Origin of the sequence: Thalassolituus sp. UBA2009 (genome assembly GCF_002335285.1) — a bacterium.
Lineage (GTDB): Bacteria > Pseudomonadota > Gammaproteobacteria > Pseudomonadales > Oceanobacteraceae > Venatoribacter > Venatoribacter alkanivorans.
In genome coordinates, this window is sequence record NZ_DDCJ01000090.1 from 3252 (window position 1) to 3988 (window position 737).

At 52.4% G+C, this 737-nt stretch carries 1 protein-coding gene; it reads left to right on the forward strand.

Annotated elements, in window-relative coordinates:
* The coding region (locus B3P58_RS11340; RefSeq protein ID WP_286717588.1) for a hypothetical protein at positions 1 to 737 on the forward strand (737 nt) is incomplete at both ends.

Genomic DNA, 737 nt, shown 5'->3' on the forward strand with positions numbered 1-737 from the left:
CGACTCAGGCTGCTCAGGTGCTGCTCAGTAATGCGCGCTCGGTGCAGGATATTGCCTGGCAATACTGGATGAAAATTGTTTTCCAGCTGACTCAGGACCCGCTGGAATTGCAGCAACTGCTGGAGATTTCTTCGGTATCAATCAACACCTTTATTGATGACAGTCTGCAGCTGGGTATCCAGCGTATGAAACAGGATGCAGAGGCGCGTAAAAGCGGCCAGCTGGAAGAACAGCGCGAGCTTATTTCGCAGATTGTGGCCGGCGAGGCGATGGACCTGGCCGCCGCCGAGCGGCTGCTGAATTACCCCTTTGCGCAGACTCATCACAGCGCCATTATCTGGAGTGAGGAAATTGATACCGAAATTTCCGATCTGGAGCATCTGGCCACCGCATTCCAGAAAGCCTGTCAGCAAAAAACCTCATTAAAAATTATCGTCAGTCCATCATTGATCTGGGTATGGGCGGCGGCAGAATTTCCGGTGAATGAAAAAGTGCTGGAAATGGCATTAAAGAAAAAAGAAAACACCCGCATCAGTTATGGCGAAGGCGGCAATGGGGTTGATGGTTTCCGCCGCTCGCATCTGGATGCCCAAGCGGCGCAGCGGGTTCTGGGGCGATTAAAATCCAACGTACAGCTGGTGAGCTACGACCGTGTGCGCTTAATGGCGTTTTTAGCCAAAGATGCAAAATCGATTCAGCATTATTCCGGGCACGTACTGGGCGAGCTGGCGCAGGCT